Here is a 25,681-nt window from a genome sequence, read left to right on the forward strand (position 1 = left end):
TCCCCACGTATAACACCCTATAACACAGATTGTTCATATCAATAGTCCCTTTACACCCATACAATAACTAGAGCCCAGAAGAACAGGATTGCTGGATCTGGAATTTTGTTGCCGGCGCGTTCAATGAAGTTTAGAAAGCGGTCCATACCACTGATCTTCTCAGTCGATGGTGCTTTTTTTACGGCTTGGTTACTCATTGTAACTCCATATGTGATGTTGTTTTGTTTAGGCCTAATATAAGTTTTGACCACGGCCTATTGGTACAGCACATATTCTATTAAAGTCGTTGTTAAAAAGCACAAGATTCCACCTAATTTTCCATAAATGGAGACATATTTTGCAAAAATACCATACAACCACAACAATATAAAAACACAAAAAACACCATTCTATATACAGAGTTTTAACTAGCACGCAAACAATGTCCGAGAAGTGAAAATTATCAGTAAAAGGAGTGGCATGAGCCTTGGCATGCAGTAAACGTTTGCTTGAGGGTCAATCAAACTCACTGTATTTGGAGAGCATAGTTTCGAGGTAAATGCTTTGCGCGTGGTTCATACGATCTTGCCATGCAATTGTGACAGCAATGCTTTTTAACGCGCTAGACAGAGCACCGTTTGCATCAGTCACTTCACAGGTCATGGCATAGGCAGAACCCGACAAACCGGATAAAGGATCTGAACTTGCTATATTGAGACAATGACTCGCCTGATTTAGTTCCGAAAAAGGAATTAAACTTACCGCCCCACTCACATTAGACGCCCGAGTTCGATAATACTCCATCTGCCTTTCAGCAAAATGCAGCGCCTCTACACTATGGAGCGCGAAGTCAGATTTTTGTTCAGCGTAGATCTGCAATTTAACCAGCCCTAGTGAGGCAACACCAATCAACAGAAAAGAGATAAGAACCTCTATCAAGCTAAAACCTGAGTTCTTAGAAATCATTCCATGATCCTCGCTTCCACTGATAAGTTGAAGGCGGATCAATCGGATTAGAATCCGCACGAAAATCTAAGTCCATGTCACCAACAATGGTCGTCACACCTGCAGGTGAATCAAAAATAAGGCCACCAGAAGGCAAACCAGATGCAAACTGAATCCCGACACTTTTTTTAATGACGCTAGCCTCATCAATATCTTTGATAAAAGGTGCAAAAACGTTATTAGCAGCAAGCGAATTCCAGAAACCATCGACTCGATTTTTCACGTGGCTCTTTTGATAATCGACCAAATGGTAAATCACTCCGTTGTAAGCCATGGCTCCATTCAGTGCCAGCACACCATCTTGCACAACCAAAAGCTGAGATGGGTTGATTGTCGCCGCAACCGCAGCGTTGATATGGCAGTTGCCTTCAATCCACAGTCCCTTGGTTTGCCCTGCAGTAAAGTGGTCCATGATCTCAGTTCCGCACTCAGTCGCATTCAATAGCTGAACATGCTTAAACAAATCCGTATCTTGTGATAAATCGACAATATTTTGCTCGGTTTTAGCGACACCAAAAAAGGTGTAAAAGGGATTCATATTGGGATCAGGATTAAAGTCTTTTTGGAAAGGCGGTGGATTAGTGCCTTGATAATAATCGGGGGCATAAATCGAATGAGTAGTACCGGAAGTACCTTTCGGGATCTCCGTTTTATAGTCGCTATGGCATATACCATCGAAGCCAGAAAATGGACCATCAACACTCGGATCCAACACCTCTAACCCCAATGTCTGCCCTGAATTACTATGTGTTGTGTCATATTGATACGTGAACAGATCAGCAAAAGAGACGCTGACACACTCGTATTCATTGCCGCTGATTGGGTCTTCTTTTGCTGTCGGTTTCAAGCTTAAGGTACCAATAAGCTCAATAGGCCCCGTCGACTGAATCGCCCCACTGCCGAACTGAGATCTTTCTCTTATTGTCTTAAAAAGTGACTGTGCGTTTGAGGATGACGCTACGATGTAAGCGCTAGAAATCGCACTATCAGAGATGTCGATCTGCGGTTTATTTTCGTAAGGAGAACACCAATCAGAAAAATCTGCAGGACGAGCACTCGCGTCTTTGATATCAGCAATTGTCTTGTCTAATTCAAGTAAGTAGGAGTAGGTACACTCTAAGCCCCCTTCCGAGCGCCAATGTTCTTTGCGCGCTAGGACCTCATTTTGCGCCCGCTTGATTTGATAGAACGTGACCTTAAATGACCCAAGAGAAACGATCAGTACACCAATCAAGAGAATACTGACTAACATCAGCGTTATCGCTCCTTGTTGCTTATCACTCGTCATTGCCAGTTCCTTTGCACAACGGATGTCATCACTTTTTGGCTCAAATCCGCATTCACTAACGACGCCTCAAGCGTCATGTTGATCCTTTGAGAACTCGCCTGACTGCTCGATATGTCTTCCACAGAAACAGAGAACGCATCTATCTGAATTTGTCGTTCGAAGAACAAACTTTGACACATCATCGTCACATCACCGCTTGCATTGCTAAATGGCTTTTCATCGATAGCCAAAAGATCGGTCGATTCTCCAAGGCAGTAGTTGAGCTTATTATCTTTGAACTGATAAACAATATTTCGATAAGCAAATGAGGTACTATTTTGCAGATAAACAAAACCAAGATAAGCTTCATCAGCACTGACTTGCTGAGCATAAATCGTATTTGGTGCACCTGATAACTTTACCGACTGTCCGGCATTGGCGTTATATCCGGCACGCAAAATCTCTTCTTTCATCATTTGTGCAGTGGAGAACAAGTTTTGTGAAAGGAGCACCTCCAGGCTTTTCTCTGAGCTTAGACGTTGGTTAGTGATGAACACACTACCAATCGTCCCTATAACAATCACGCCGATAGCAGAGGCCACCATCATTTCTACCAAGGTACTACCTTGAGCAAGCTTAGTTGCAAATCTCATAACCATAGTGACCAATGCTGTTGCGCCCATCGCTATTAGGGTCGCTGCTGCAAATCCGAATACGCCCTGTTGTATTTGATGCCTTAATAGAAAGTTCTTCAGACGGGGTACTCACTGAAGCTATGGTGACGTTACCATTAATAAAACGACCTCTTACTCCATCAATAGAGATTGAGTTCTGATTTAAAAAGCTGAACGAGACTGTGATATCTTGATAGGCTGAACCATCAAGATGCATCACCACATTACCTGGCACATAAGAAGCGGTAGTGCTGAGAACCAAATCCCACTCACCTTCTGTATCCTCAATCGCACCTAACGTATTCGAAACCAAAAATAGAAGGTGTAGTTCTTGATTTCGGGCAATGGCTTCGGATCGCGCAGTAACCAAGAAACCATGAACCTCAGGGGCGAGTCTTTGAATTTTGGAGGACGCTAACAGAGAGCTAAAACTCGGGGCAGCAGCAACCAGCAGTACTGAAAGTACCACAACCGTAATCAGCAGCTCTAGAAGCGTAAACCCGCGAGTCATTTCCCAAGTTCCTATGTAACTCAATGCGTAACTGCATTTAATCTTGCACCGATGCTACCACCGGAGAAAAATAGACAGAGTTATGAAAGGAAACTACTCGCGATGATTCGAAGAAATATATGCAACAACAACAACTTAAGCATTAGAGGAATGACATTGATCGAATTATTGCTCGCTGTCGTCGTCTTAGGGATACTTGGCGCCATTGCGTACCCGAGTTATACCAGCCATGTTACCAAGGCGCATCGAGTTACAGCGATGGCCGACTTAACCAAGATACAACTGGAGATAGAAACCCTATACACAGGGAACTATGCATCGGCAGCGGAGAATATTATTTCAGGAGGGACATGCTTGTTTTGCGATACCGATACTAGCCGGTACACGCTAGCGATCTCTGCGAGTAGCACCACCTATTCGATTCAGGCTGAACCACTTTCACCACAAACAAACGATGAGTGCTTAGATTCAACGACCGATATCTTGGAATTACACCACTCAGGGGTTTCAGAACCAGAAGCGTGTTGGAAGTAGCAAGAGCAACCGCCAAAGGGCTCTAGAATTTATCTGAGAAACCTCGTTCTCTTTCTTCTCGAGATTTTCCCCCTGATCTACAGATACAAAAAAGCCTGCTACATGAGCAGGCTTTTCTATTTTTATCAAGAACCTAATTACTTAGTTAGGTCATCGAAGAAGTTTTTAACGCCGCTGAAGAAACCTTCAGACTTAGGCTTGTGCTTGCTTGCCGCTTCGCCACAACATGTTTCTTCGAATTCACGCAGTAGTTCTTTTTGGCGAGAGCTTAGCTTAACTGGAGTCTCAACCACTAGCTTAACGATTAGGTCACCCACACCGCCGCCACGAACGCCCTTCACGCCTTTACCACGCATACGGAACATACGGCCCGTTTGTGTTTCTTCTGGCACTTTAAGGTTTACACGACCATCCAGTGTTGGAACTTCAACTTCACCGCCTAAAGCAGCCATAGAGAAGCTTACTGGAACTTCACAGTAAAGGTTATTGCCGTCACGCTCAAAGATGTTGTGCTCTTTTACGTGTACTTGTACGTACAGGTCGCCAGCTGGAGCACCTTGCTCTCCCGCTTCGCCTTCGCCTGATAGACGAATACGATCGCCAGTATCAACACCTGCAGGGATCTTAACGTTAAGTGTTTTCGTCTTCTGTTTGCGACCTTGACCATGACATGAGTTACATGGGTCTTTGATGATCTTGCCTTTACCATTACAAGTAGGACAAGTCTGTTGAACCGCAAAGAAACCTTGGCGCATTTGTACTTGGCCGTGGCCATGACAAGTGCCACACGTTTGTGCAGAAGAACCCGCTTTCGCGCCGCTGCCGTCACAAGTATCACACTCTACAAGTGTTGGTACTTCAATTTCTTTAGAAACACCACGAACCGCTTCTTCTAGAGAAAGTTCCATGTTGTAACGTAGATCTGAACCGCGTTGTGCACGCTGTTGACCGCCACCACGACGACCGCCGCCGAAGATGTCACCAAATACGTCACCGAAGATATCGCCGAAGTCACCTTGGCCACCGCCGCCGAAACCACCGCCGCCGCCCATGCCACCTTGTTCAAAGGCTGCGTGACCGTATTGGTCGTAAGCTGCTTTCTTTTGAGAATCGGTTAGGATCTCGTACGCTACTTTTACTTCTTTAAACTTATCTGCTGCGGTCTCATCACCCTGGTTACGGTCCGGGTGGAATTTCATCGCTAAGCGTTTGTACGCTTTTTTAATATCGCGCTCTGATGCATCGCGGCTTACGCCTAATACTTCGTAAAAATCACGTTTTGACATGTTCTAGGTCACCAAAATAATTGCTACTACCGAATGATCACTTCAGTAGTCTGTGTATCAATCTAGATAAAAGTTCTGCCGGCTGAAATGCCGAATAAAGCTATTATCTAGATCGACAAGTCTAAATACAAATTTACGGGCGTGAGAGTTACCTCTGACGCCCGCAATAATAAGTCTTTGAGACAAATTTCTAAGCAGATAGCTTGAGTCCTAAGTGGAAGCGCGGAGCCTACGTTAGTAGGTGGGCACTTCCGATAACGAAATCAGGCTACTCTGCGACGAAATTATTTTTTGTCTTCTTTAACTTCTTCAAACTCAGCATCAACAACGTCGTCATCTTGCTTAGGCTGTTCACCAGCGTCAGCACCAGCTTGTTCAGCTTGAGCTTTCTGTTGAGCGATTTCCATTAGCTTTTGAGCTGCTTGCATAAGTTCTTGAACTTTAGCGTCGATAGCTTCTTTGTCGTCACCAGACTTAACTGATTCTAGCGCTTCGATAGCTGCTTCGATTTTAGCTTTCTCGTCTGCAGGTAGAGCTTCACCAGCTTCTTCTACTTGCTTCTTAGTGCCGTGAATCATTTGGTCAGCTTGGTTACGTGCAGTTACTAGCTCTTCGAACTTTTTGTCCGCTTCTTTGTTAGCTTCTGCTTCTTGTACCATTGCTTCGATCTCTTCCTCAGACAGACCGCCTGATGCTTGGATAGTGATCTTCTGCTCTTTACCTGTTGCTTTATCTTTAGCAGATACGTTCAGGATACCATCAGCATCTAGGTCGAATGTTACTTCGATTTGTGGCATGCCACGTGGTGCTGGTTGGATACCTTCTAGGTTGAACTGACCAAGAGACTTGTTGTAAGTCGCTTGCTTACGCTCACCTTGAAGAACGTGGATAGTTACTGCGTTTTGGTTGTCTTCAGCTGTAGAGAACACTTGATCCGCTTTAGTAGGGATAGTTGTGTTTTTCTCGATAAGCTTAGTCATCACGCCGCCCATCGTTTCGATACCGAAAGATAGAGGAGTAACGTCTAGTAGTAGAACGTCTTTAACGTCACCAGCTAGTACACCACCTTGAACAGCAGCACCCATTGCAACAGCTTCGTCAGGGTTCACGTCTTTACGTGGCTCTTTACCGAAGAATTCAGTTACTTTAGCTTGAACCATAGGCATACGAGTTTGACCACCAACTAGGATAACGTCAGTGATTTCGCCTACAGATAGGTCAGCATCTGCTAGAGCAACTTTTAGTGGCTCAAGAGAACGTTGAACTAGGTCTTCAACTAGAGACTCAAGCTTCGCACGAGTCACTTTGATGTTCATGTGCTTAGGACCAGTCGCATCAGCAGTAACGTAAGGTAGGTTTACGTCAGTTTGAGTAGTAGAAGAAAGCTCGATTTTCGCTTTTTCTGCTGCTTCTTTAACACGCTGCATTGCTAGTGGATCAGCTTTAAGGTCGATACCTTGCTCTTTCTTGAACTCATCTACTAGGTAGTTGATCATGCGGTTATCGAAATCTTCACCACCAAGGTGAGTGTCACCGTTAGTTGAAAGAACTTCGAAAGTCTTCTCGCCTTCTACTTCATCGATTTCGATGATAGAGATATCGAATGTACCACCACCAAGGTCGTATACAGCGATAGTGCGATCACCACCTTGCTTGTCTAGGCCGTAAGCTAGAGCAGCAGCAGTTGGTTCGTTGATGATACGTTTAACATCTAGACCAGCGATACGGCCAGCATCTTTCGTTGCTTGACGTTGAGCATCGTTGAAGTAAGCAGGAACAGTAACAACTGCGCCAGTTACTTCTTCGCCTAGGAAGTCTTCAGCTGTTTTCTTCATTTTCTTAAGAACTTCAGCAGATACTTGAGGAGCAGCCATTTTTTGGCCTTGCGCTTCAACCCATGCATCACCGTTATCAGCTTTAACAATGTTAAAAGGCATGATTTCGATATCGCGTTGAACTTCTTCATCTTCAAAACGACGACCAATTAGACGCTTAATTGCGTATAGCGTGTTTTGAGGGTTAGTAACTGCTTGACGTTTCGCAGGTTGACCAACTAGCGTCTCGCCGTCAGTGTATGCGATTACCGATGCTGTTGTGCGTTCGCCTTCAGCATTTTCTAGTACGCGTGGTTTGTCGCCGTCTAAAACAGCAACACAAGAGTTAGTAGTACCTAAATCAATACCAATGATTCGACCCATCAGGCTATCTCCGAAATATAATCTATATTAGTTTTTTGCTATACCCACATATGTGGGGGGCGGTAATCAGGGATTCAACCCTAATACACAAAATTTAAGTGCAAATGTAATTTGCTTTCGTATGCACCATAGATAAGGGCTGCAAACTGGTTTTCAAGGGAATAAGTAAAAAAAATCTATTTTTTCCCGTATCTTTTTACATAAAGGTAAAAAGTGACCGATCCCTTGCCAATTAAGGCTCCAATGTTGATAAACTCTCGCATTTGTCGCCACATTGAAACCTCAACCCTATTCCAGATGCCATAAAAAAAGACCTTCATGTAGAAGGTCTTTTTCAAATAGATATTAATCAGTTAAATATTATTCAAATGATTACTGATTCAGCCATATTATTGGTTGAGCACTAACTGGTAGAAGCTCGCTTGAGTGTAATCACCCGCTTCCATACCACGCCATTCACAGGCTGAGCTCGACTTCTTAGTGTTGCATTGATTGTATGCGCCCGCCTTGAAGTACATCCAGTCCTGTCCATAACCAAGGTCGATATCATGCCCCTGATATTTACCCTTAGCCAAATCAACATCATACGTCTTCACAATAGCATCGGCTGAGTTTGGATTCTTAGTAAATGTTAAGTGCATGATGTTGTCTTTGATGTTCACATCATATGAGAACACTTCACCTAGCTTGATACCATCAGCAGGATCCGAGCTGCCTTTTTTCAGATTGTATTGACCAAATACATCATGGCGAATGTCTTTACGAAGTTTCTTTCCGTTTTCATCCTTCGCGTTTTTCATCTCTGTCGGCGGATTGAGTTCATAGTTCCACGTTAACGAACCATGCTCATGCTCCGGCAGTTTACGGTAAACAATTTTCAGAGGCTCATTGTCTGAACCATGAATTTGGCCAATCACTACCGAGAATGCGCCTGTTTTTTTGTAGCTTCCGCTGGTACTCACCTGATCAACAGAAAGTGTTGCCGTCATTTGGCCACCGATAGAACCAAACTCTTCTGCATTCTTATGGCTTGAAATCGCGAAGTTGTTGCTCGGCGCCGAGTAGCTGTCTGCCAGCATCGCTCTTAGTTCACTGCGTGTGTTTTTACTGTTTGGTGTCGTTGGTGCTGTATTCGGAGCCACAAATACCATCGCGCCAGATTCTGCATCAGTGTAGAACCATTTAGGATGAACGTAAGGCGTGTCTACATTCGACAATTCTTGCTTACCGATCTCCAATGTTTTGCCTTTTCTAGAGCCTTCTGTTGTTAGCTCCGGTAGGTTAATTTTCCATTTAGATAAATCGAAGTTTTGTGCTGGCGCTTTTGCTGGATCAAGATTGAACTGCTGACCAATATCGTGATTAGAAGCAAGAGCGGGAGCTGCTAAGAGGCTAGCAGTCAGTAGGCTAAGGTAAGACAACTTCATTATTTGGTTTCCTTTATGTCGTCATAATGTAGGTTGCTAGAACAATAAAATAATATTGTATTATTATATGTGATCTATATTAAATATTGAAAACTGATGACCCATTCAGCGCGAGTAAAAAGAAAAAATGAGACTTCGCACCAACACTGCCCCTTTTTGACCTAGCAGCAGATAGCCGAAAACACCGATCAGCAGAAATAAAAAAGCCCCGCTCTAGTTGAGCGGGGCTTCTAATTATCAAGTCTTAATTAAGGATTAAGCTTCTGCTTTTTGCAGCTCAGCTTCTTCGTTAGCTTCAACGCCAATTTCGTTTTCAGATTTAGCAACGATAGTGTTTACCGCTGTATCACCGACTACGTTTGAAGAAGTACAGAACATGTCACAGATACGGTCAACAGCAGCAACAATCGCTAGACCTTCTGGTGGTAAACCTAGTTGGTGTAATAGAACACCGACCATCACAACACCGCCACCAGGAACACCACCAGCACCGATAGACAGTAGCAGGATAGTTAGACCAAGAGTGAAGATATCAGCAGTGTTGATTGGCTGACCAAACGCGTTTGCTACGAACATAGTTGCGAGTGCGATGTAGATAGATACACCAGACATGTTCATTGTTGCACCCAGTGGTACACCGAAACCTGCTACTGACTTAGATACGTTTAGTTTGTCAGTAAGAGTACGCATTGTTACTGGGATTGTTGCATTCGAACTTGCTGTAGATAGTGAGAATAGAACTTGCTCACGCGTTGCACGTAGGAACTGCTTTGGAGAAATACCCGTGAATGAACCAACCATCATTGGGTAGAAGAAGAAAATCCAGAACACTAGCATTGCAACCACAAGCGCCACATAGCCAGCAACTGACATTAGCGTGTCTGCATCCAGTGTTGCGCCCAGTTGAATCATCAGAGCAAATACACCGTATGGCGCCAAGCTCATTACTAGGCCGATAAGCTTCATCATGATTTCGTTAGCCATCTTGAATGTCTTGATAGCTGGGCCACCACGAGAATCAAGTGCTTGAATAGCAAGACCTGTCAAAATTGCCATGAAGATGATTTGTAGCATGTCGCCGCTTGCAAACGCTTCTACAGGGTTGCTAGGAACGATGTTAACAACAAGAGAGAAGATGTCTGGTGTTTCAGTTGTTGTAAGCGCAATTGTCTCAGAAACCGTACCCGCTAGGTTCGCACCTGCACCTGGTTGGAAAATAAGACCAATCGTTAGCGCTGCTGAAATCGCGATGATAGTGTTAATAATGTAAAGACCAAAGGTTTTACCACCAAGACGACCAAATGAACGAATATCTTTTAGCTCAACAATACCGCAAACAATAGATACGTATACAAGAGGAACTACAAGCAATTTGATAAGTGATACGAACATACCACCAGCACCTTCGGCAGCGCCAAGTAGATACGTATCAAAAATAGCAATACCGCTGAATAGGTACTGAATAGCAGTACCAATAAGTAGACCAGCGAACAAGCCTACAAAAATTTTACTTGAGAGCGATTTATCCATCGTTCTTCTCCAGTTTGTTGTGTTTAAAATTTGTACTTTTATAGTTATATATGCGACCAAAGTCGCTATATGGCAGTGGATTTTACATACAAAGATAACAATTAAAAGTATTTATTTACAAAAACATCACAAATGTGACATCAAAACATTTACTCAATCACAACAAGTTTCATAACACAAAACTCTAAATCGCTGATCTGAATGAAATAAAAAGAACGACATTCTTAATGCGGTTTTGATGCTTATTTACGTGGACTCTCAAGTTATAGGCACAAAAAAAGAGAGGCCTATGCCTCTCTTTTTATTTTACGCAAACCAGTGATTTATTTTGTCGCTGCGACCAACTCAGTCAATGCGCCAGTCAATCACTTGGCAACGTAATTCGTCATTACTTAGCAACCATAACCATCGCTGGGCGAACCACACGACCGTTTAGTTCGTAGCCTTTTTGCATCACAAACATAACTGTGTTTGATTCGTGATCTGGGCTTTCTTGAATAGACATTGCTTGGTGGAATTCAGGGTTGAACGCTTCACCTTCAGGGTTGATCTCTTTAAGACCAAACTTAGCAACTGTGTCTACGAACGTTTTATGCGTTAGCTCAACACCTTCATACAGTGGCTTAACCACTTCGTTTTCAGCGTCTGCCGCTTGCATTGCACGCTCTAGGTTGTCGATTACAGGAAGCAGACCTTCAGCAAACTTGTTCAAAGCGAATTTACGCGCTTTATCAATTTCTTGTTCGCTACGGCGACGCATGTTTTCAACTTCAGCTTTCGCGCGAAGAACAGAATCTTGCTGCTCTTTCACTTTAGATTCGCTAGAAAGCAGTGCAGCTTCCAGTTGAGCGATTTTTGCTTCCTGCTCATCAGCAGCGTCTTCATTCAGTTCAGCTTCTTCAACTTTCTCAGCTTCAGCGATGATCTGATCTAGCTCTGCTTCGGTTACTTTGTTTTCTTCGTTGCTCATGATATCTCCAGAATTCGTTTTCAATGCAAGTGACAGGCGTGTTTGCGCCCCAAATTGATATAAAACACTCGCATAGACGTTCAACTTGCCTTTATTATGGGGATGAAGAATTTTGATTCAAGCCTAATTCGTTTGGAAACGTTATGAAAAAGCCATTTGAAGTCATCGCCATTATCGGTAAACCTCGAGATCAGCAAGCAATTCAGACTCATAGAGAGCTCTATCAGTGGTTAAGTGCTGAGGGTTATCAAGTGTTTGTTGATGACAGACTCGCCACTATTTTAGACGACATCCCAAAAGAACATTTTTCTAGCCTGATTGAGTTAGGTAAACGCGCCGATCTCGCCATTGTGGTCGGTGGTGACGGAAATATGCTCGGTGCCGCTAGAATCCTGTCACGTTTCGACATTTCAGTAATTGGTGTTAACCGAGGCAACCTTGGTTTCCTAACCGATCTCAACCCTGAAAACTTCCAGAGTGCACTGACTGATGTACTCAAAGGCGAGTTCATGGAAGAAGAGCGCTTCTTACTTGAAACGGAAATTCATCGTCACGGCCAGATAAAAAGCCACAATGCAGCCCTTAATGAGGCTGTACTGCACCCCGGACAAGTTGCTCACATGATCGAGTTTGAAGTGTACATCGATGACAGCTTCGCCTTCTCACAGCGCTCTGATGGCTTAATCGTCTCAACACCGACAGGTTCTACCGCCTACTCGCTTTCTGGCGGCGGCCCTATCCTGTCATCAAGCCTAAATGCTATTTCACTCGTGCCAATGTTCCCGCACACTCTTTCAAGCCGCCCACTTGTGGTGGATGGCAAGCGTCGTATCAAGCTGATCGTATCGCCTGATAACCGTGGTACTCAGGAAGTGAGCTGCGATGGTCAAATCTCACTGCCTGTTTCTCCTGGAGATGAGATCCACATTTACCAAAGTCCAAATGTGCTCAAGCTTATCCACCCTAAAGACTACAACTACTACCATGTTCTACGTAACAAACTAGGCTGGTCGAGTAAGCTGTTCTAAGTGAAAATCGAACTATTTTAAAAGGCTGACAACATTCGTCAGCCTTTTTTATTGCCGATTCAAAGCCCACCGTCTCTATCTTTACGCCAATCCACCACATCGTCATTCCCAAGAGGGAGGGACGACTGCGTTGGGAATCTATAGCGGTTTCAGTGATCTACAGACAAGCTCAATTCTGAGAGCTGTCGCAAAAAATTTTCACCTGTCGGCTTTACTGTATAAAGAAACAGTATATACTGAGCTTATATACAGTATTGTTCAGTTATACAGGTAAATAAAAATGCTGGCTCATTTAAGTGTTAATAATTTCGCTATTGTTAAGTCTTTACAGCTAGAACTCTCTAAAGGCATGACAACAATCACCGGGGAAACTGGTGCGGGTAAATCTATCGCTATCGATGCTTTAGGCTTGTGCCTTGGGGGAAGATCCGATGCAGGAATGGTTCGACAAGGTGAAGAAAAAACCGAAGTCAGTGCCGCTTTTTTACTTGAGAACAATCTGCATGCAACCCGCTGGTTAGAAGACAACGAATTGCTCGATGGCAGTGAGTGCATCCTGCGCAGAACCATCTCAAAAGAAGGTCGCTCTCGTGCATTCATCAACGGTAGCCCTGTCCCTCTTTCGCAATTGAAATCACTTGGACAACTGCTGATCAACATCCATGGTCAACACGCGCATCACCAATTGATGAAAAGCGATTACCAAATGGCCATGCTTGATCAATACGCAGGCCACTTGAACCTATTGAAATCGACACGTAATGCTTACCAAGCGTGGCGACAAGCAGATAACCACTTAAAAGAGTTACGTGAAAATAGCCAGCAAAACCAAGCTCAAAAACAACTTATTGAATACCAAATCAAAGAGTTAAATGAGCTGTCTATTGGGGAGGAAGAATATGAAGACCTCGAACAAGAGCATAAGCGCCTCTCCAATAGCGGAGAACTGGCCACAACCTGTCAGCAAGCTATCGAGCTTATTTATGAGGGCGAAGAAGTTAATGCGCTTGGTATTCTGCAATCGGCCAATAACTCCTTAATTCAGTTAGCTGAGCTAGATGAAAGATTGGCCGAGTTACCGAACTTGCTTTCTGAAGCCATTATTCAGATCGAAGAGACCAACAACGAGTTAAGAACATACCTAGACAGCATTGATGTTGATCCCGGTCGTATGGCTTACGTTGAGGAGCGCTTCTCTAAAGTGATGTCGATGTCTCGTAAACACCACGTGTTACCTGAAGAGCTGTATAAGCACCATCAATACTTACTACAACAAGTTGAAGCGCTTGATTGCTCTGATGAAAAATTGGAAGAACTGGCAAACGAGGTAGAAAACCAATACCAATCGTTCGTTGCTAAATCCGAGAAGCTTCATAAATCTCGAACTCGTTACGCAAAAGAGCTCAACAAGCTGATCACGCAAAGCATGCACGAACTGAGCATGGAAAAAGCGCAGTTTGCCATTGAAGTGAACAACACCAACACACACCCTTCTCCATTGGGTATGGATAACGTGACCTTCATTGTATCGACCAACCCAGGCCAACCAATGCAGCCGATTGCGAAAGTGGCCTCTGGTGGTGAGTTATCACGAATCTCGCTGGCGATTCAGGTGATCACAGCGCAAAAAGTGGACACACCAAGCCTGATTTTCGATGAAGTCGATGTAGGTATCAGTGGACCAACCGCTGCGGTTGTCGGAAAAATGCTACGTAAGCTGGGTGAATCTACGCAGGTGATGTGTGTGACACACTTACCTCAAGTTGCCGGTTGCGGTCACCAGCAGCTGTTTGTAGCGAAGAACACGAAATCAGGTAAAACCGAGACTCAAATGCACACGCTTGATGAGCAACAACGCGTTTCAGAGCTTGCTCGACTGCTTGGTGGCAGCCAGATTACCGAATCGACGCTTGCCAACGCAAAAGAGTTATTAATCGCAGCTTAGGTTACATATTCAGCAACTTTCTGATAATTTACCGAAAAATCTTGGCAATTTTGCAACTTAATTCAAAATTGCCAGTCATAACAAGCTCAAAGCGCAAGGAGCTTTTTACTTCTTGCTGGAGCTTGTTTATTATCAGGCAGTATTTTAGCGAAGAAAGATCTCAAACTATGCGAATTAAAAAGTGGTTAGTTGCAGTTCCACTTGCACTAACAATGTTGACCGGTTGCTCTCTATTAGAGAAGTTGGTTTATCGAATTGACATCAATCAGGGTAACTATGTTGAACAGGAAGCTGTCGACCAGCTCAAGTTTGGCATGACAAAAACACAAGTTCGTTACGTTATGGGCTCACCTATGCTTATCGAAAATGGCTACCCAGATACGTGGTACTACATTTACCACCACCAAAAAGGCCATGAAGACCCGATTCAGAAAAACCTAGTCGTGAACTTTGATGCCACTGGCACTCTAGTAACGATCAATGGTGATTTTGAAGCCAGTGATGAGTTCTTCGAAAGCCTTCGCTAGCTTTCCAGTCAACAAAGCTCTCGGCCGATAAAGCTATCAGTCGACAGAGCCAGAATCGCAAAAGCCTGCTCAATGAGCGGGCTTTTTAATATTCGCTAACAAATTAACTCACAGTGCCTAACTTACAGGCACAAAAAAGCTCGCCAATATAGCGAGCTCTTTTTTAGTCAAACCTGTTTAGCATTACGACTTAGCAGCCGCCGCTTTTGCTTGTTCAGCACGCTTACGGCGAATCTCTTTTGGATCAGCCAACAATGCGCGGTAAATTTCGATACGATCTTTATCGCGAACCGTCGCATCAAGCTTAACGTTACGACTGAACACGCCAACCTTATTTTTCGCTAAGTCGATCTCTGGATACAGCTCCAAAACGCCAGACTGCGCAATAATCTCTTCAACGGTTGCGTTCTTGTTCACTATCAAGGTAAACACACGCTGCTCGTGCGGAAGTGCAAACACAACCTCTACGTGGATCATATCTGATTCAATAGTCATGGCTTAGTAAACCTGTTTCGCGCGTTGAGTAAAAGCACTGACCATATTACTCGTCAGCTCATTGAAAACCTTACCAAATGCCATTTCAATCATTCGGCTAGAGAATTCAAACTCCAACTTAAGCTCAACCTTACACGCTTGATCGTCGAGCGGAGTGAAATACCAACCACCCTGCAGTTTCTTAAATGGGCCATCCACTAGCTCCATCAAGATCTCAGCGCCATCCGCTAAGCGGTTAGACGTAGTAAATGTTTTGCTGATACCGGCTTTAGATACATCAACCGAAGCCACCATAGCTGAATCTGAAGATTCGATCACACGTGAACCAGAACACCCTGGCAAAAACTCATGATAACGAGCAACATCATTGACCAAGCTGAACATCTGGTCGGCACTAAACGACACTAATGCTGAACGAGTAACCTTTGGCATATAGACTCCTGTTAAAGACAGCGTTACATTAACACAAACTGCAATTTTAATTGTATTGGGCCAGAGCGCAAATAAAAAGGATTCCCCAACTAGGGCGCAATCCGTATAATGAGGCCATTATGGCAAAGAATAAATCAAAATCAAAAGCCGGTAGTAATACCATTGCGCTTAATAAGAAAGCTCGCCACGAATATTTCATCGACGATGAGATAGAAGCGGGGCTTGAGCTACAAGGCTGGGAAGTAAAATCCCTACGTGAAGGCAAAACCAATATCGCAGAAAGCTACGTTTACATCCGAGATGGCGAAGCATTCATCAGTGGTATGACGATCACTCCGCTGACTCAGGCGAGTACTCATATCGTGGCGAACCCAACACGTATCCGTAAACTCCTGATGTCGAGAAAAGAACTCGATAACCTTATCGGTCGTATTAACCGTGAAGGCATGACACTTGTCGCAACCGCACTTTACTGGTCTCGCTCTTGGGCGAAGATTAAAGTTGGCGTAGCGAAAGGTAAAAAGCTGCACGATAAACGTACTGATATGAAAGAAAAAGATTGGGCGAGAGATAAAGCACGAATTATGAAGAGTAATTTGCGTTAATTTTAAGCACTTAAACGCACAGTGCTAGACAGGGTAAGCTTTTCTGGTACTATGCAAATAACACTTGGGGCTGATTTAGGATTCGACAGGAATTTTGAAGTCTGAGGTGCATGCCGTGGGGCGGTTGGCCACGTTAAAAGCCGCAAAAAAATAGTCGCAAACGACGAAAACTACGCACTAGCAGCTTAATAACCTGCTCAGAGCTCTCTTACCCTAGCTTCCGCTCGTAAGACGGGGACCAATAAGAGATCAAACCCAAACTAGCTAGCGTGGCTTCTCCCACCTGAGAGGAAAAGCGCGAATTATAATTCAGGTTAGCCTTTAACTAGCGTGTCGGTTCGCAGGTTGCTGGTGAAATTAAAGATCGACTAAGCATGTAGTACCAATGATGAATGATTTTTGGACGCGGGTTCAACTCCCGCCAGCTCCACCAATTCAACATTTAAAGACGTCCCATGACGTCTTTTTTTGTGCCTGCCGCAACGTAAAATCAATAACTTAGCGTATTACAGAGTTCCATAGCGTCCCATGACTTCTTTGCATTATGGGTACACAGCAGGGTACACTGATTTTAGATCCCTAATTTGGTGTACCTATTATGGCTAAAATAACTACTAGACTATCCGACAAAGAGATAAAAGCATCTAAACCAAGCGATAAAGAATACAACCTGTTCGATGGTGATGGCTTACGTCTACGAATCAAGCCTAATGGTTCTAAGCACTGGTTACTGAACTACTACAGACCAACGAATGGAAAACGAGCTAACCTCAGCCTTGGCAAGTACCCTAACCTATCTCTTGCAAATGCACGTAAAAAGTCGATGGAAGCAAAAGAGCTGATCGCACAAGGGGTCGACCCGCAAGAACATAAAAAGCAGCAGCTCAATGAACATAAAGCGATCCATGAACATACATTCTTAAACGTTGCACATAAGTGGTTTGAGATAAAAAAGGATTCGGTTACTCCAGACTATGCTGTTGATATTTGGCGTTCACTTGAACTTCATGCATTTCCATCCATCTCAAAGTTCCCTGTCAAAGATATCGATGCTCCCTTAATTATCGAACTTCTCAAACCTATTGAGGCGAAAGGAAGTTTAGAAACGGTCAAGCGTCTATCTCAGCGTTTAAATGAGATAATGAATTACGCTGCAAACTGTGGGCTTGTAAAAGCAAACCCTCTGACTGGTATCCGCGCCGCTTTCAAGAAACCAAAAAAAGAGAATATGGCAGCTCTCAAACCAGCAGAGTTACCAGAGTTAATGGGAGCAATTGCGAATGCCAGCATAAAGCGCACTACACGTTGTTTAATTGAGTGGCAACTTCATACTATGACTCGCCCTAGCGAAGCTTCAGGAGCTCGCTGGTGCGAAATTGATATAGATGAAAAGGTATGGACCATTCCCGCTGAACGAATGAAAAAAAGAAGAGAGCATCGTATTCCGTTAACGGAATCGATGCTTGAATTACTTGAGGTAATAAAACCAATTAGTGGTCATAGAGAATTCGTTTTCCCTTCTGACAGGGACCCTAAAAAACCATGTAATAGCCAAACGGCTAATATGGCGCTTAAACGCATGGGATTTGCAGGAAGGCTTGTTAGTCATGGTCTACGCTCACTTGCTAGCACAACGCTTAATGAGCAAGGTTTTGAAGCTGATATAATAGAGGCAGCTCTGGCGCACGTTGATGATAATCAAGTTCGTAGTGCGTATAACCGTACTGATTACTTAGAACGTAGGAAGCCGATGATGTGTTGGTGGAGTGAGCATATAGACGAAGCCTCAAAAGGCAGTCTCTCAGTCACAGGAACTAAACAACTTAAAATTATTGGTCAATAACCATATGAGAAGATTAGTTAATTAAGCTTCATACCTTCTTGAAGTAACAAAATAAATGAAGCACAGTCACCTAAATAATTGGGGTAAGCTTCTGATAGCTGGCCCATATTCTTAGTGGAGATGAGTAGGGTATTTATCCCAGAATGACTACGGGTCATCTTTTCCGCAGCGTTATAAACCGAAATGGCTTTACTGTAATTGTCGAACTCCTCACTAAAGATAAGCTCCAATGAGTTCTCATTGATCATTAACAAAACATGTTCGGTTACATCATTGCAACAGGCTTCAACTTTCTCAGATAAGATTCTAAAGGTTTGAAGCCTACCTAGCGCATTGATCTCATCATTTAGCTCACGCAGCCTTATTGAAAATTGATCTTTCTCTTCTTGACCTAACTCTATAGCCCCTTCAGCATCAGCTATATAACGACTCATGATCGAGAGCAGCTCTTCCCATTTTATTTGTAGGTCGTCTTTATCTTCATTGGCACTATGAGAATGAGTCTTTATCTTAGTTCCTTCCAAGATATCCACTATTTCAACGGTGGTCGCCCAAAGGTGTTGAAGCCTAGTTCTCAATTGAGCTTCTATGTTAAAACTCTTCCCACTCGCATGATCATATCGATAAATCACATGTAAGCTTCTATAACCACAGTCATTTGGCTTTGGGTTAGTGATGTAATTATCAATATCTTTAATTCTAACTCGCCCTACCTTCTCTACAGTTCCTTGCAATTGAGATATTGCCTGCTCTAACGACATCAAATCAGGGAATATCGCTCGACAGCCACCAATATCATTCATGTTGGTTACACATGTTGCATTCGCTGTATTGCCATCAAGTGATTTACGTTGAAGCTTATCAATTATAGTTTCTAAGCGCTTTAATCGAGTTACTGGCTTAACATCTATACCGAGTTCACGACAACAACGACCAACAAGATAGGCAATAGTATTAAGAGGCTTTTCATGGGCGGCACGGAACTGCTGGATAGTGGCGGTGGCTGACTTAAGATCACCTTCTTTTTTACGAAGTCTTCTACCTGCTTTTTTCACTCCATTATTGGAATAAGAAAAATCTTCAGCTGCACTTTCATCTACCGTACGTTCAAGGAAGTCTTGAAAGTTCAGCTCGTAGTCGTCATGGAAGGTTTTGGATGCTTGTTCAGCAGATGGGGTGTCGTCAATTAGGAAACTGACGACACTTTTTTCTTTATTACTCACAGGCTAGTAGTACGTCCTGATTGTTTAATTTGCGCGTAGTGGGATTGAATTAGATGATCTGGGATCACTTTCTGGTGCGTTCCATCCCATACTTGATGCCACGGGCTACCATCTCGGTGTGTTAGGTCCACCAATTGTGGTCCAGTTAAATGACCAAGTTGAGAAACAACATCCTTCACGATAGATTCGCTTTCAGCATCTAGAACCACATCACCCTGTTCGGTAATGACGTTCGCTCCGTACGACTTAAAACGGAAATACACAGATGGCACTACTGGACCAAACTTCCATGCAAATACGTCATCAACCACTAGAGGGCGTTGAAAATGTGCCAAAGACAGACCATGGCAAACATAAGTTAGTTTCTGTAGCTGCAAATTGGAGAAACATTTACCTTGCTCTTTCGCATGCTTAAGCAAGCTCAATGCAACATCTACAGCGCTGTAGGTATGATAAGTTTTCATTTTATTTATCCAATTTCGTCTAAAAGGTTTACATTTTTCAGTCGATGCAACGAAAATAGTGTAAACCATAGCTGTATTTTAAGACAGTGATTTTATTCGCAGTTAGATGCTCGTTCGCAAAGATTAGTAACATGTTAGGTAAAGATGTTACTACGTTAACTGCTGTTCGATAGCTAGATAAGTTTTGCTCTAGCTGACAATATCGTATTTTGAAGCAGCTCTACTGTTTCAATCACATTCCGTCCACCAGCAACTAAGCGATGTAACTCCTCGAAATTGACTTGTACATATTTATTTTTCCTTGGATTAAAAATAATACCGAATTTCCAAGGCAGAATCTCTGGATTAGACAATGAATATGTGAAGTTAAGCAGCCAGTACAGAAGGGTTTGGCGGTAATCACCCGCTGAAAAATTCTTGCTCGTACATTTCACTTCCACCAAGCAATCGCCAAAACAAAAGTCTCCTTGGCTAGAAGATATCCACTCCAGTCCAGCAATAGATGGGGAAATGGTGATCTCTTTTCCCTTTGCCAGCTCACCCAGTCCCAACACTAAATTACTTGCAACTAATTGAATTAACCCTCTGTCTTTATCAGTTAACTGACTAGGTGTTTGAGCATCAAAAAAGCGAGACTGCCTTTTTAAGGCCACATCTAGATAATCCCCCTCAATCAACTCCTCTCCTCGGAGTAAAAACTCGGCTCTAGCACAGGCTATCTCATAAAGCATAGCCGGACTTAAACTCATCTTGCTGAGTTCGACTTCTGAAACTGCCTCTATATCCTCAAGTTCCAACCATGTTTGATTTAGCCCCGCAACTATACCGGGGACCAACCCCGGAAATAGAATTTCGGAAATGCCGGGAATGTCTCTAGCCACAGTTCGGGGGTCTGTGAATGGCAGTCTTAAGAATCGCATGATGCAGACCACCCCTTGTAAAGTTCAGCGAATGAATTTGATTCTTTACTCTCAAACCCTAGAGCCCAAGAGTGTTCGATTTTTTTCTTCACCCTGCCCCTAAAGTGATTTCCCTCATCCCCAAATTTGTATGACGCCAGCCAAAACATTCGTTGCAACTCTTCATGGCTAGCATCGTATCTGTTACTCGCTGATAAAAACCGCGACCTGCTTTTCCAATGTCGCCAACAATCAACACTAGCCCGCTTAACTGTGACAAACTCTGAATTGTTAAATCGTTCCTGAACAAAAACAGCTCGTGTTTGCGTTTCTTTAAATCTAATAGCCCGCATGAAATGTAAACAATTGGCCTCTGGTAGCAATAAGTGCTCACAGCTATCGATAACACGGTCCAAGCTAGAGTCTATTGCTACATGAATCGAACTAAAGCGTTCGTCCGACCGTATCTTTGAAATACCCCTCATAATTTTCGACCATGATGCTCTAAATGCATTCAAGTTTTTAGGTTTCAATAAGGTTTGACAAAGCTGAGCTGCTGCTTGTGGGCTTTGAAATTCCAAAGTTCGACTTATTTGAGCGACTAAGTATGAATCAGGCTGACTCTTAAACGTCTCTGCTTGTAAAAGGTTTACTACATCAATCTCATTTACCGCCTGCTGTAACTCTTCATACTCTGCGTGAGGGTCATCAGTATAAGGGTCAAAATACAAATCAATTTCTTTAAGCTTCCCAGCCTCCTCATCATCAGAGCTAAGCTGTGCTGTAACAAAGTTCTTATAGTGTAATGCACTTAAAAAAGTCGTTTTAGTACGGTTAAGGGACAAACCGTAATCTGCAAGGTATCTAGATAATGAGGATAAGGCTTTGTAAGCATCAGATTGGTTGCTTGCGATCAAAGTATAATCATCAACATAACGGTGCCAAGCTATACCTGATGATGCAAGTAGTTCATCAATTGCATGCATTAAAACTTCAGCTAACACACGTGAGCACTGCCCTCCGACAGGAAGACCAAATGATCTTCCTGAACTCATTTGGTTAAGTATTCTGTCTAGCTGAGCAGAAACAGTAGAGTGCTCAGAGAAGAGGTCACCTATCAGGTTTTCCAAGCGATGGTGATAAATATGTTCATAGAACCCCGATACATCGGTTTGAACGACAACTGATTTATCATCTGCTAACAAAGGCTCATCGAGTGTAGCAGACTTATATGAGTACCAAGAATGCTCCTGCAAAAACAATCGATTGTCTTCATCAGAGTGTCTATATGAATGTGCCCCATCGTGCCTAAGAGGGGCTAGTTTTTCAGAAATGGCAATTGCAAGACCATTTATGTATACGTTCCAAAACGGGTGTATTTTAGTTGTGATCCGAAAGCCACTTGTCCCGCTTGGTACAAGAAGTCGCTCATGAAAAATGGAAAGAGAGTCAATTATCTGCCTAGCGCTCTTTTTTCCACCCTTCTCTAAGGTTTGGAAAAGATCGTAAGCAACCTGCGCAATATCGGCATGGCAATCAGAGATAAACCTGTTATCAAGATCAAAAGGGAGAGTATCGTTGTCTCCGTGAGCACCAACTTCTCTAGCAGCCTTGGCAAAATGCTCTAAAGTCACTTCTTTTGACATTTCACTACCTATTCTTGTTATTTGATAAAAAAAAAGAGTACGCATAAAGGCGTACTCAATAAAAAGTTACTTTGTTGCTTTCGCTGCGCGTTTTTTGGCAGCTTCCGCTTTCTTAGCTGCTTTGGCTAACGCTTCCGCCTCCTCGCGGGCCTTAGCGATACGCTCTAGTAGCTTATCGGCGGGTTCATCGCTTGGGTCTTGCGACACTAACTCACCGCGGAAGGCTTTAGCTAGAATGCTTTGCGTGAGGTTATCAACCTTTGCTTGAGCTTTTTTTACCTGCGCTTCGATTGTTTCAGCAAATGCGAAGTACTGGTCAACTAGGCGGACGATTTCTTTTTGTTCTATCAAAGGTGGAACATCAAGAATAAACTCCTTTACATCGCGTTGAAACAAATGAGGAACGGCGCTCCCAGTCATTCGATCGTGTACCAGTGATTGCATCTTAGGTCCCGACAACAAGTAATAAAGGAACTTGGTATCAAAAAAGTCACCAGCTCGGATAAGTAATAAAGACGAGTTAATTGATGCTTTCTCATCTAACCCTTTTACGATTGCAATCTTCCCGATGCCAGCCCCATCTTTACAAAGCAAAATATCATCGTTCTTTAGCATAATTTCCGGGCTTTCGAGGTATCGCTCTTCACTAATATGAAAAGCTTCTGATAACTCAACATATGTGCCATGATTTAAGCCATGTACGGATAAGAACAGCGGCCCTTCATTTGTATATTCCGATGCCTTAAGACCTTTCCAACCAATACGAGCTGATATATACACCAAACCTTCTAGTACATCTTGAATCCACCCATTTGGGAGTGTTTCTAAGTGTTCACCATCAAAAGTTGGGGCTACATATTTATTCTTCCAAGCATCTGATTTCGGGAGTTTACCTTTCTCTTCGTATTTTTTTTGTTTTTCATTTAACCAAGCTTGGTATCTATACTCCGTAATAGCATCCCTAAACTCTTCGTTTGTAAAGGATGGTTTATTGAGCTCACGCCACTCATCTGTCAGCTTCCCGGAAACTGCTGAAGCCAGTACCGATTGGCGAAAGCGTTTGAGCAAATCAGGGATACCATCTAAACGTGCTTTGATGGTGTCGACCTGCGCCAATACTTCATCAAGTTTTTCTACGATGCGTTTTTGTTCGGCTAGTGGAGCCACTTTAAATGGTGCTTCGGAAAACTTACTTTTATTGATAATAGGAACAGTAGTTGCCGATGCATTAAATTTAAGCCAACTCGACAGTGTCCTACAATAATAAAATGCATACTTAGGCAGAATTAAATCGTCAAATTCTATAGAGTTAATTTGTTGATTTGTTGCCATTGGCTGCGTCGCCAAACCGACGCGACCTATGTTGCCAATACACGTTACAAGAACACTCCCTTTTTTGAGAACTCTTGCTTTACCGCAACCAAGGTCCGATAAAGTCTCTTCTGCCTGACTTAGTTCTTTATCGAAATCTATATCTCCAGGTTTAACAAATGGTATATTCCCATCATAGAACTCTGGGTTCTTCCTTGGCGGTGTATTTCCCGTCACCGTATTTCCAACAACAGACAATTTTGAATTTAACCAACCTTTTGGCAGTTCACTCATTACTTTGCCTCCGGCTTTTCTGCTAAGCCAAATGCTTCTTCAAGTAATTGTTTTTGAGCCTCAGCTTCATCATTCGCACCAAGTGATTGCATTAGTTGGTAAATTTCTGACATCGCTTCAGTCAGCTCTGCCATGGCTTCACCCGCTAGTAACTTAGGCTCTGGCAGGTTTTCTGCGCTGGTAGCTTCTAGGTCTTTCAGCCAAGAAATATCTAAACTATCTCCTTTTTGTTCACGGATGTATTCACGGTTAAACTTCTTCCAACGAGCATTTTCTGATGTGTTTTCAGCGTCACTCTCAACCTCACCAAGCTGTTGCCACACGCCTTCAATACGCGGTGATTGACCGTTAGCATCGCTACCATAAGCTTCAATAAAAGGTGCAAAGTGTCTTTCAGTCAATGGACGTCGTTTACCAAAAGTATTCATATTGGTACGCATGTCGTATACCCATGTATTGGTCGTACAGTTTTCTTCTTGGTCTTCGTTTTCTGGTGTGCCTTTTTGGAAGAATAGTACGTTGGTCTTCACCCCTTGAGCGTAAAAAATACCAGTAGGTAAACGCAGAATAGTATGGAGGTTACACTTGTTCATTAGGTCCGCTCGAACCTTTTGCCCAACGCCCCCTTCAAACAAAACGTTATCAGGGAGTACGACAGCCGCGCGACCACCCGGCTTTAAATGACGATAGATGTGCTGTAAAAAAGCCAGTTGCTTATTACTGGTTTCATAGGTCAAATCATCACGAGTTGGACCGCCGCCACCTTTAGATGTACCAAAGGGAGGATTAGAAAGAATCAGATTCACTTTCGGTAGCTGCGCACCCTCTCCACTCAGAGTATTACCTTCATGAATGGCACCTTCACCCTCACCTTCAATACCGTGCAATAGACAGTTCATCAAAGCTAAGCGACGCGTAGAGGGAACCAACTCCATGCCGTTATAAGCTTTACGCTTTTGAAAATCTTGCTCTTTTTCACCTAAATCATAAAGGTCATCGGTTTTATCTTTAATAAACTCATGAGCAGCGATCAAGAAGCCTGCTGTACCTGCTGCGGGGTCTTGAATCGTTTCCCCAGCTTTCGGGTTCATTAACTTAACAATCGTGTCAATTAGAGGACGTGGAGTAAAGTATTGACCTGCACCCGATTTGGTTTCATTAGCATTCTTCTCTAACAAGCCTTCATACAAGTCACCTAGACCATCTTCACGCGCTGAGAACCAATCAAGTTCATCAATGCGCTTTACCAATTGACTAAGGTGCTTAGGCTCTTTAAGGCTTGTTTGTGCGCCAGCATAAATTGCAGCAAGTAATGGATCGTGGTGTTTACCCAGATCAAGCAGCATTTGACGGTAGTTATCATACTGTTTAATACCGGTTTGAGTTGCGATATCCGACCAACGACACCCTTCAGGCAAGACATGTTGAGTAATTCCGGCTTCCGCTTGTTCGGTTTCCATTTTTATGAACAACAACAACACTAATTCAGTGACGTAGTCCGTGTAAGTAATACCGTCATCACGTAGTACGTCACACAGTTTCCAAAGTTTTTGTACGATTTCATTGTTGTTCATTTTGCTTTTTCCTA

At 43.3% G+C, this 25,681-nt stretch carries 23 protein-coding genes, 1 other RNA gene and 1 pseudogene; 7 read left to right on the forward strand and 18 right to left on the reverse strand.

The features are described 5' to 3' along the window. Positions 1-53 precede the first annotated feature (53 nt). The 5 genes and pseudogenes from AB6E85_RS24330 to AB6E85_RS24350 all read right to left on the reverse strand — a co-directional run. Positions 54-197: pseudogene (locus AB6E85_RS24330) on the reverse strand (AbgT family transporter); the annotation flags it as partial. Between the two features lie 298 nt (positions 198-495). Further along, positions 496-945 (reverse strand): prepilin-type N-terminal cleavage/methylation domain-containing protein, encoded by a 450-nt coding sequence (locus AB6E85_RS24335; protein ID WP_372144543.1) that lies wholly within the window; start codon positions 943-945, stop codon positions 496-498. After that, complete coding sequence (locus tag AB6E85_RS24340; protein ID WP_372144545.1) at positions 935-2,272, reverse strand: hypothetical protein; 1,338 nt, start codon at positions 2,270-2,272, stop codon at positions 935-937. The genes AB6E85_RS24335 and AB6E85_RS24340 overlap by 11 nt, the downstream gene beginning before the upstream one ends. Continuing rightward, positions 2,269-2,904 (reverse strand): PilW family protein, encoded by a 636-nt coding sequence (locus AB6E85_RS24345; RefSeq protein ID WP_372144547.1) that lies wholly within the window; start codon positions 2,902-2,904, stop codon positions 2,269-2,271. Before AB6E85_RS24345 ends, AB6E85_RS24340 begins: the two co-directional genes overlap by 4 nt. Next, positions 2,888-3,436, reverse strand: coding sequence for a Tfp pilus assembly protein FimT/FimU (locus AB6E85_RS24350; protein ID WP_372144549.1), 549 nt, complete (start codon positions 3,434-3,436; stop codon positions 2,888-2,890). The genes AB6E85_RS24345 and AB6E85_RS24350 overlap by 17 nt, the downstream gene beginning before the upstream one ends. A gap of 102 nt (positions 3,437-3,538) precedes the next feature. On the opposite strand from AB6E85_RS24350, the gene AB6E85_RS24355 reads away from it, so the two are divergent. Then, a complete protein-coding gene (locus AB6E85_RS24355) occupies positions 3,539-3,970 on the forward strand; it encodes a type IV pilin protein (RefSeq protein ID WP_081090266.1) in 432 nt (143 codons plus the stop codon). A gap of 137 nt (positions 3,971-4,107) precedes the next feature. Here AB6E85_RS24355 and dnaJ read toward each other — a convergent pair whose 3' ends face one another. From dnaJ to grpE, 5 genes are all read right to left on the reverse strand, one after another. Then, a complete protein-coding gene (dnaJ, locus tag AB6E85_RS24360) occupies positions 4,108-5,256 on the reverse strand; it encodes a molecular chaperone DnaJ (RefSeq protein ID WP_048608049.1) in 1,149 nt (382 codons plus the stop codon). A 284-nt stretch (positions 5,257-5,540) separates the two neighbouring features. Next, positions 5,541-7,454, reverse strand: coding sequence for a molecular chaperone DnaK (dnaK, locus tag AB6E85_RS24365; RefSeq protein ID WP_065677859.1), 1,914 nt, complete (start codon positions 7,452-7,454; stop codon positions 5,541-5,543). Between the two features lie 389 nt (positions 7,455-7,843). Beyond that, the gene (locus tag AB6E85_RS24370; protein WP_372144551.1) at positions 7,844-8,881 is read right to left on the reverse strand and encodes a polysaccharide lyase family 7 protein; all 1,038 of its coding nucleotides are present in this window, start codon (positions 8,879-8,881) and stop codon (positions 7,844-7,846) included. Positions 8,882-9,136: 255 nt separating this feature from the next. Then, the gene (locus tag AB6E85_RS24375; protein ID WP_019823920.1) at positions 9,137-10,411 is read right to left on the reverse strand and encodes a dicarboxylate/amino acid:cation symporter; all 1,275 of its coding nucleotides are present in this window, start codon (positions 10,409-10,411) and stop codon (positions 9,137-9,139) included. 388 nt (positions 10,412-10,799) lie between these two features. After that, the gene (gene grpE / locus AB6E85_RS24380) at positions 10,800-11,381 is read right to left on the reverse strand and encodes a nucleotide exchange factor GrpE (protein ID WP_017069543.1); all 582 of its coding nucleotides are present in this window, start codon (positions 11,379-11,381) and stop codon (positions 10,800-10,802) included. A gap of 143 nt (positions 11,382-11,524) precedes the next feature. Here grpE and nadK point away from each other — a divergent pair, with 143 nt between their 5' ends. The 3 genes from nadK to bamE all read left to right on the forward strand — a co-directional run bounded on the left by nadK (position 11,525) and on the right by bamE (position 14,881). After that, positions 11,525-12,409 (forward strand): NAD(+) kinase, encoded by an 885-nt coding sequence (gene nadK / locus AB6E85_RS24385; RefSeq protein WP_017066747.1) that lies wholly within the window; start codon positions 11,525-11,527, stop codon positions 12,407-12,409. Positions 12,410-12,689: 280 nt separating this feature from the next. Beyond that, a complete protein-coding gene (gene recN / locus AB6E85_RS24390) occupies positions 12,690-14,354 on the forward strand; it encodes a DNA repair protein RecN (RefSeq protein ID WP_372144553.1) in 1,665 nt (554 codons plus the stop codon). A 167-nt stretch (positions 14,355-14,521) separates the two neighbouring features. Further along, positions 14,522-14,881 carry an outer membrane protein assembly factor BamE gene (gene bamE, locus AB6E85_RS24395; protein WP_004735159.1) on the forward strand — a complete coding sequence of 120 codons (360 nt, stop codon included), beginning with the start codon at positions 14,522-14,524 and terminating at the stop codon, positions 14,879-14,881. A gap of 183 nt (positions 14,882-15,064) precedes the next feature. Here bamE and AB6E85_RS24400 read toward each other — a convergent pair whose 3' ends face one another. Then, the gene (locus AB6E85_RS24400; protein WP_017084430.1) at positions 15,065-15,376 is read right to left on the reverse strand and encodes an RnfH family protein; all 312 of its coding nucleotides are present in this window, start codon (positions 15,374-15,376) and stop codon (positions 15,065-15,067) included. A 3-nt stretch (positions 15,377-15,379) separates the two neighbouring features. Further along, entirely contained in the window at positions 15,380-15,808 is a 429-nt protein-coding gene (locus AB6E85_RS24405) for an SRPBCC family protein (protein WP_012603332.1), read from the reverse strand. A gap of 119 nt (positions 15,809-15,927) precedes the next feature. On the opposite strand from AB6E85_RS24405, the gene smpB reads away from it, so the two are divergent. The 3 genes from smpB (at position 15,928) to AB6E85_RS24420 (ending at position 18,256) form a co-directional block, all read left to right on the forward strand. Then, complete coding sequence (smpB, locus tag AB6E85_RS24410) at positions 15,928-16,413, forward strand: SsrA-binding protein SmpB (protein WP_004735156.1); 486 nt, start codon at positions 15,928-15,930, stop codon at positions 16,411-16,413. A gap of 66 nt (positions 16,414-16,479) precedes the next feature. Beyond that, positions 16,480-16,846: a transfer-messenger RNA gene (gene ssrA, locus AB6E85_RS24415) on the forward strand. 165 nt (positions 16,847-17,011) lie between these two features. Beyond that, complete coding sequence (locus AB6E85_RS24420; protein ID WP_372125529.1) at positions 17,012-18,256, forward strand: integrase domain-containing protein; 1,245 nt, start codon at positions 17,012-17,014, stop codon at positions 18,254-18,256. Positions 18,257-18,273: 17 nt separating this feature from the next. Here AB6E85_RS24420 and AB6E85_RS24425 read toward each other — a convergent pair whose 3' ends face one another. The 6 genes from AB6E85_RS24425 to AB6E85_RS24450 all read right to left on the reverse strand — a co-directional run bounded on the left by AB6E85_RS24425 (position 18,274) and on the right by AB6E85_RS24450 (position 25,667). After that, positions 18,274-19,479, reverse strand: a complete 1,206-nt coding sequence (locus AB6E85_RS24425; RefSeq protein ID WP_372144555.1) for a RelA/SpoT domain-containing protein — start codon at positions 19,477-19,479, stop codon at positions 18,274-18,276. Further along, positions 19,476-19,943: a Panacea domain-containing protein gene (locus tag AB6E85_RS24430; protein WP_372125525.1), complete on the reverse strand. Its 468-nt coding sequence runs from the start codon at positions 19,941-19,943 to the stop codon at positions 19,476-19,478. Before AB6E85_RS24430 ends, AB6E85_RS24425 begins: the two co-directional genes overlap by 4 nt. Positions 19,944-20,116: 173 nt before the next feature. Continuing rightward, the gene (locus AB6E85_RS24435) at positions 20,117-20,824 is read right to left on the reverse strand and encodes a hypothetical protein (RefSeq protein ID WP_372144557.1); all 708 of its coding nucleotides are present in this window, start codon (positions 20,822-20,824) and stop codon (positions 20,117-20,119) included. 26 nt (positions 20,825-20,850) lie between these two features. Continuing rightward, positions 20,851-22,533: an RNA-directed DNA polymerase gene (locus AB6E85_RS24440; protein WP_372144559.1), complete on the reverse strand. Its 1,683-nt coding sequence runs from the start codon at positions 22,531-22,533 to the stop codon at positions 20,851-20,853. Positions 22,534-22,554: 21 nt separating this feature from the next. Next, entirely contained in the window at positions 22,555-24,093 is a 1,539-nt protein-coding gene (locus AB6E85_RS24445) for a restriction endonuclease subunit S (RefSeq protein WP_372144561.1), read from the reverse strand. After that, positions 24,093-25,667, reverse strand: coding sequence for an N-6 DNA methylase (locus tag AB6E85_RS24450; RefSeq protein ID WP_372144563.1), 1,575 nt, complete (start codon positions 25,665-25,667; stop codon positions 24,093-24,095). The genes AB6E85_RS24445 and AB6E85_RS24450 overlap by 1 nt, the downstream gene beginning before the upstream one ends. Between the last annotated feature and the right edge of the window lie 14 nt (positions 25,668-25,681).

The sequence above is a fragment of the Vibrio sp. 10N.247.311.51 genome, assembly GCF_041467855.1.
Taxonomy (GTDB): Bacteria; Pseudomonadota; Gammaproteobacteria; order Enterobacterales; family Vibrionaceae; genus Vibrio; species Vibrio coralliirubri.

Coding starts and splice junctions, on each gene's coding strand:
- grpE (WP_017069543.1), bottom strand. CDS start 11,381: ATGAGCAACGAAGAAAACAAAGTAACCGAAGCAGAGCTAGATCAGATC.
- AB6E85_RS24440 (WP_372144559.1), bottom strand. CDS start 22,533: ATGCGTACTCTTTTTTTTTATCAAATAACAAGAATAGGTAGTGAAATG.
- AB6E85_RS24335 (WP_372144543.1), bottom strand. CDS start 945: ATGATTTCTAAGAACTCAGGTTTTAGCTTGATAGAGGTTCTTATCTCT.
- AB6E85_RS24350 (WP_372144549.1), bottom strand. CDS start 3,436: ATGACTCGCGGGTTTACGCTTCTAGAGCTGCTGATTACGGTTGTGGTA.
- AB6E85_RS24405 (WP_012603332.1), bottom strand. CDS start 15,808: ATGCCAAAGGTTACTCGTTCAGCATTAGTGTCGTTTAGTGCCGACCAG.
- dnaJ (WP_048608049.1), bottom strand. CDS start 5,256: ATGTCAAAACGTGATTTTTACGAAGTATTAGGCGTAAGCCGCGATGCA.
- smpB (WP_004735156.1), top strand. CDS start 15,928: ATGGCAAAGAATAAATCAAAATCAAAAGCCGGTAGTAATACCATTGCG.
- AB6E85_RS24400 (WP_017084430.1), bottom strand. CDS start 15,376: ATGACTATTGAATCAGATATGATCCACGTAGAGGTTGTGTTTGCACTT.
- AB6E85_RS24445 (WP_372144561.1), bottom strand. CDS start 24,093: ATGAGTGAACTGCCAAAAGGTTGGTTAAATTCAAAATTGTCTGTTGTT.
- AB6E85_RS24355 (WP_081090266.1), top strand. CDS start 3,539: ATGATTCGAAGAAATATATGCAACAACAACAACTTAAGCATTAGAGGA.
- AB6E85_RS24420 (WP_372125529.1), top strand. CDS start 17,012: ATGGCTAAAATAACTACTAGACTATCCGACAAAGAGATAAAAGCATCT.
- bamE (WP_004735159.1), top strand. CDS start 14,522: ATGCGAATTAAAAAGTGGTTAGTTGCAGTTCCACTTGCACTAACAATG.
- AB6E85_RS24345 (WP_372144547.1), bottom strand. CDS start 2,904: ATGAGATTTGCAACTAAGCTTGCTCAAGGTAGTACCTTGGTAGAAATG.
- recN (WP_372144553.1), top strand. CDS start 12,690: ATGCTGGCTCATTTAAGTGTTAATAATTTCGCTATTGTTAAGTCTTTA.
- AB6E85_RS24340 (WP_372144545.1), bottom strand. CDS start 2,272: ATGACGAGTGATAAGCAACAAGGAGCGATAACGCTGATGTTAGTCAGT.
- nadK (WP_017066747.1), top strand. CDS start 11,525: ATGAAAAAGCCATTTGAAGTCATCGCCATTATCGGTAAACCTCGAGAT.
- AB6E85_RS24370 (WP_372144551.1), bottom strand. CDS start 8,881: ATGAAGTTGTCTTACCTTAGCCTACTGACTGCTAGCCTCTTAGCAGCT.
- AB6E85_RS24450 (WP_372144563.1), bottom strand. CDS start 25,667: ATGAACAACAATGAAATCGTACAAAAACTTTGGAAACTGTGTGACGTA.
- dnaK (WP_065677859.1), bottom strand. CDS start 7,454: ATGGGTCGAATCATTGGTATTGATTTAGGTACTACTAACTCTTGTGTT.
- AB6E85_RS24430 (WP_372125525.1), bottom strand. CDS start 19,943: ATGAAAACTTATCATACCTACAGCGCTGTAGATGTTGCATTGAGCTTG.
- AB6E85_RS24375 (WP_019823920.1), bottom strand. CDS start 10,411: ATGGATAAATCGCTCTCAAGTAAAATTTTTGTAGGCTTGTTCGCTGGT.